The sequence below is a fragment of the Streptomyces sp. NPDC059003 genome, assembly GCF_042740445.1.
In the GTDB taxonomy this organism is placed as follows: domain Bacteria; phylum Actinomycetota; class Actinomycetes; order Streptomycetales; family Streptomycetaceae; genus Streptomyces.
The window spans coordinates 1952-6034 of the sequence record NZ_JBHYJH010000309.1 but is presented as its reverse complement, the minus strand read 5'-3'; the positions used below and the strand labels follow the sequence as shown (position 1 = coordinate 6034).

General features: G+C 63.5%; 5 protein-coding genes and 2 pseudogenes. 2 read left to right on the top strand and 5 right to left on the bottom strand.

Annotated features, from left to right (window positions below):
• Nucleotides 1–41 precede the first annotated feature (41 nt).
• From ACFWZ5_RS44180 to ACFWZ5_RS44170, 3 genes are all read right to left on the bottom strand, one after another.
• Nucleotides 42–809: a transposase gene (locus ACFWZ5_RS44180; protein WP_384892741.1), complete on the bottom strand. Its 768-nt coding sequence runs from the start codon at nucleotides 807–809 to the stop codon at nucleotides 42–44.
• Nucleotides 810–1075: 266 nt separating this feature from the next.
• Entirely contained in the window at nucleotides 1076–1873 is a 798-nt protein-coding gene (locus ACFWZ5_RS44175) for a squalene/phytoene synthase family protein (protein ID WP_384892738.1), read from the bottom strand.
• Between the two features lie 406 nt (nucleotides 1874–2279).
• Nucleotides 2280–2411, bottom strand: a complete 132-nt coding sequence (locus ACFWZ5_RS44170) for a hypothetical protein (RefSeq protein WP_384892735.1) — start codon at nucleotides 2409–2411, stop codon at nucleotides 2280–2282.
• Between ACFWZ5_RS44170 and ACFWZ5_RS44165 the strand changes: the two are divergent.
• Nucleotides 2398–2526: pseudogene (locus ACFWZ5_RS44165) on the top strand (transposase); the annotation flags it as partial. The gene ACFWZ5_RS44170 and the pseudogene ACFWZ5_RS44165 overlap by 14 nt on opposite strands.
• Here the strand turns inward: ACFWZ5_RS44165 and ACFWZ5_RS44160 are convergent.
• Nucleotides 2510–2965 carry a group II intron maturase-specific domain-containing protein gene (locus ACFWZ5_RS44160; RefSeq protein ID WP_384892744.1) on the bottom strand — a complete coding sequence of 152 codons (456 nt, stop codon included), beginning with the start codon at nucleotides 2963–2965 and terminating at the stop codon, nucleotides 2510–2512. The pseudogene ACFWZ5_RS44165 and the gene ACFWZ5_RS44160 sit on opposite strands and share 17 nt — an antisense overlap.
• Here ACFWZ5_RS44160 and ACFWZ5_RS44155 point away from each other — a divergent pair.
• Complete coding sequence (locus ACFWZ5_RS44155) at nucleotides 2955–3125, top strand: hypothetical protein (protein ID WP_384892747.1); 171 nt, start codon at nucleotides 2955–2957, stop codon at nucleotides 3123–3125. The two genes, ACFWZ5_RS44160 and ACFWZ5_RS44155, sit on opposite strands and share 11 nt — an antisense overlap.
• A gap of 178 nt (nucleotides 3126–3303) precedes the next feature.
• On the opposite strand, the pseudogene ACFWZ5_RS44150 reads toward ACFWZ5_RS44155, so the two are convergent.
• Nucleotides 3304–3396 (bottom strand): annotated as a pseudogene (locus tag ACFWZ5_RS44150) (hypothetical protein); the annotation flags it as partial.
• Nucleotides 3397–4083: the final 687 nt, after the last annotated feature.

Below are 4083 nucleotides of genomic sequence, written 5' to 3'. Positions count from 1 at the left end.
AGTTGATGCGAATGCGGGCGGCCGCAGCGCGATCGGCTCCGCTATCCGTTGAGGACAAGGTTGTGCGGGCGGGCGATGCCGGGCATGGCGTGATGGACGCCGTCGCCTTTCAGGCGGCAATCGCGGAGGATCTTCCAACCCTTCATGCGGGCGAAGGTGTGCTCGACGCGGGCGCGAACACGCTTGTGGGAACGGTTGTGTTCCTCCTTCCAGGCCGGAAGTTCCTCACCTTTCGTCCGGCGGTGCGGGATGACGAGTCCAGTGCCCTGGTAGCCGCCGTCCGCGATGGTCATGGTGTGGCCGGCTGCCTCCTTGGCACCGGACTCCTCCCAGCCCCGGGAGTCGTGCCGGCTGCCGGGCAACGGTCGGCCGACCACGACGACGAGGCGGCCGTCGGCGTCGATGACCACCTGGTGGGCCGTGGAATAGCGGTAGTTCTTCGACTGCTCGGCGATCGAGCGGTCGCGGGTGGGCACGAGCGTGCCGTCCACGCTGAGCACGGTGTCCTTGCGGAACCGCTTGCGCGGCTGAAGCGCGAGCAACGGGCCGAGATGGTCGATGATCCGGTCAGCCGCCGACTTCGAGACGCCGAACAGCGGCGCGAGCTGGCGCATCGTCAAGTTCGTGCGCCAGTACACCGCAACCAGCAGGATCCGCTCCTCCAACGACAGGCTCCAGGGCCGTCCCCGATGCACATCGGCCGCGGTCTCGCGGCGCACCACGGTCACCAACTTGCCGAAACCGCGCAGGCTCAGCCCGGTGAACGGAACTATCCAGGACGGCTCCAACGCCGTGATCACGCCAGCCACAACAAGATCATCTCGCCCGTGACCAGCCGCTACGGGACAACCTTTAGGTGAGAGCTGATCGCTCGCCTCGATCGGCGACTCGGGCGATCGAACCGTTGCGCACTCCGGTCTGCTCACGTATCTCGAACACCATCCGGACCGCCCGCTCTCGCAGCTCGTCCGGATACTTCCTCTTCAACGGCACAGGTCCCAATCCTCCAGGATTCGAGATCTCCAACGAAGCCGGGGCGATTCACAGTGCTGAGGCAGGGACTGCCAGCGTTTAGTCAGGAGTGCCGCTGTCCGATCGCTGTGATTTTTGCGCGGTCCAGGCCGGTACCATTGTCGATGGCCTGCAGGGTGGCACGGCAAAGATCCAGGGTCAGAGCGCAAAACCGGCGGATCTGTCCTTCGGGTAGAGCGTTGAGGTACGCGAAGGCGGTGGCGAGGTTCCGGTCGGCGTAGGCGCGCATCTCGGGCTGCCCCCAGCCCTCGGGGAAGAAGTCGACGCCGCGTGCGAGGTCGCGGGGGCGGTTCCACAGCATGTTGACCGACTGCAGGGTGCGTCCGAAACCGACCGCGAGAGTGTGCGAGGCGATCACCCCGTCGTAGTGGGCCCAGAGGTCGCACAGGCCGATCCCCACACTGGAGGCCACACAGAAGGAGTACTGGTCGAGATCGGCCTCACTATCAATTCGGAACTCCCGCTCGACCCAGTAGGCCATGCGATCGGCCATCGCTGACACAGCCTCGCAAAGACGCGCGGCGACGTCGAATGGAACCACTTCCGCGGCCCAGCGATGAATATCCAGAGTCACCTGCGGGAGTTCATCTTGGTGAGGAGCGAACAAGTCCGCGAATTCGCGAGCAGTGAAGCGGGTCTGGAGCAGTTGTCCCACCCTCCGTAAAAGGCGTGCTTTGATAGGGTACGGCATAGTGGGATGATCTTCGATTTCGTCGACTGAGCGCGTCAGCAGGTAGTAACACATGACCGCGTCGCGCAGTTCACCGTTGAGGTTCATGATCGGAAGGAAGAAAGTCCGGCTCGTCTTTTCGAGCATGTCAACCGTGTAGGAGTCTGGCATGAACTGGCCCCCTCTGGACAGGGACATGCAAAGTTTGCCCCGTCCACACCTTGTTATTGATGGGAAACTCTTGCAGTTCCGGCTACCGGCACGAGGAGTCGCAGGCCGGCGGCTTGCCGAACGGAACTCGAAGAGTTTCCCATCATAATCCACTGGCTGATGGTCTCTGAGTGGGTGTTCTGTGATAGTTCGCCGGATGATTTCAGGGTGCTGCTCGGTGAGGAGCGCGATCTACTTACCCAGCTGTCCGGCCGTCTCGCGCATCATCTGCTGCCGGGCCTCGGTCTTATCCAGGAGGTGCTTCATCGACGCTCCTGCTCGTCGGGGGTGCGGGAGGCCGGGCGGGAGGGTCGCGCGTCGCCGTGGTGGTGCGGGTAAGGCGGCGGAGCGTGACGTCGGTCATGGACTAGTGGATCCAGGCCGCCGAACTGGCCGTTCTGGTCTCGTGGTCACGCGTGTGCAGCATGAGGGCGCCGAGAGTCTGCTCGACCACCCACCGCTTCAGCTCGGGGGTGAACCCCTTTATCCAGTCGGCCAATCCACTGGAGCGGATCAACCGCGAGATCAAGCGCCGCAACGACGTCGGCCAGATCTTCCTCAACCCGCCCGCCCTCGAACGACTCACCACCGCCGTCTTCATCGAGATGCACGATAATGGATCGCCCCCCCGGCCGTTACCTCCCCGAAGACAGCATGGACACGATCTACCCCCAGGAAAAAGATCAGATCGCCCCGGCTACACCACCACAAGGGACGTGATGATGGTCGGGTCGCCCGGGGGAATCGCACCCCCGGGCTCCCACAGAACCGTGCGTAACAGTCTCCCGTTACACGGCTCTTGTCCTCTTGATCACCGGAACTCTGGTGTCCATGCCCACTGGGCGAAGAGCCTCGGGTACTGGCGCGTGACGCGCTTCCAGCACGCGTGGGCCTTCTTGAACGATACTTCTTGCGGACCCACCGCATCAGGTAGGTGTTGATGCGATGGAGGAGGGGATGCAGCTCGGAGCGGTAGAACGCCCCGTAGTACTGCATCCAGCCCCGCACGATCGGGTTGATACGTCGTGCGAGGTCGAAGAGGGTGAGGTGGATCTGCCGGTGGAGCCGCCAGGAGCGGATCTCCGTGCTGATCTTCTTCTGGGCGTACTTGCTGATCGCGGGCAGGAAGCCGGTGAAGTTCGTGCCGTTCCTGTTCCGCGCCCCGCGGGCTCGGAAGGTGAACCCGAGGAAGGTGAACGACGTGTGCTCGTAGGAGCCGCGCCGCTTGCCGTCCTTGCAGTACACGATCCGGGTCTTGTGGGAGGGGTCCCCCGGTCCCGCTTCTGCAAGGCGGCGTCGGGCAGTTGAAGCGGCGCTCGAAGCCACCGATCAACATACAACTTCACCCAAACGGCGTCGGTGTGAGCTTCCACGGCCTTGACGATGAGGTCCCAGCGGACGCTGTCGAAGAACTTCTGGATATCGAGATCGATCACCCAGTCCTTTCCCCAACACCGCCGCCGGCATCGCTCTACCGCGTCCAGCGCAGACCGTCCTGGCCGATATCCATAGGAATTTCTCGTGAAACACAGGCTCCACTCGGATACCCAGGTGTCTGGCCACCACGGTTTGCGCCACTCGATCGGCGACAGCGGGAATTCCTAGAACTCTCACGCCGCCGCCGTGTTGCTTCGGAATCTCCGCCGCACGTACCGGAGGGGGAAAGTGCGTCCCCGAGGACATTCGATTCCAGATCTTGTAAAGGTTGCCCTTCAAGTCTGCTTCGAAGTCCTCGATGGACATCCACCCCTGGTGCCCCTGGATTCCTCTTGACCTCCCGATACGCCTCCAGTACTTCCCACTTGGAGATCTCGAACGGCTTGTTCGGTGACTTCAGCTTGTCCATCGGCTCCTCCCGGAGAACGCCCGGTTGACCAGATACACACAGCCACGGATGACCCGACCCCTTCGCTCCACCCCCGTTACAGGGGCTTCAGCACTACTACGGGCCGGTCCGCCAGCACACTCCGCGCCGGTACTCAGCCCCTCACGGTTCATCCGCTCAGGGCGCTCCCTCTCGCCGCCGCTTCTCGGGCGGCAGGGTCGGAGCGCGCCTTCCCACGCTCCGTGCAAGCCCAGCAGACCAGGCTCACGCCACCTCCGTGCCGGACACCGCCTGGCCAATAGACGGGCTCCCGCCAGGCTTATCCCGGGTTCAATCGCGAACACCC

Excerpts from the sequence above, each read along its gene's own strand:
- ACFWZ5_RS44175 (WP_384892738.1), bottom strand. The coding sequence starts at position 1,873 with ATGCCAGACTCCTACACGGTTGACATGCTCGAAAAGACGAGCCGGACT.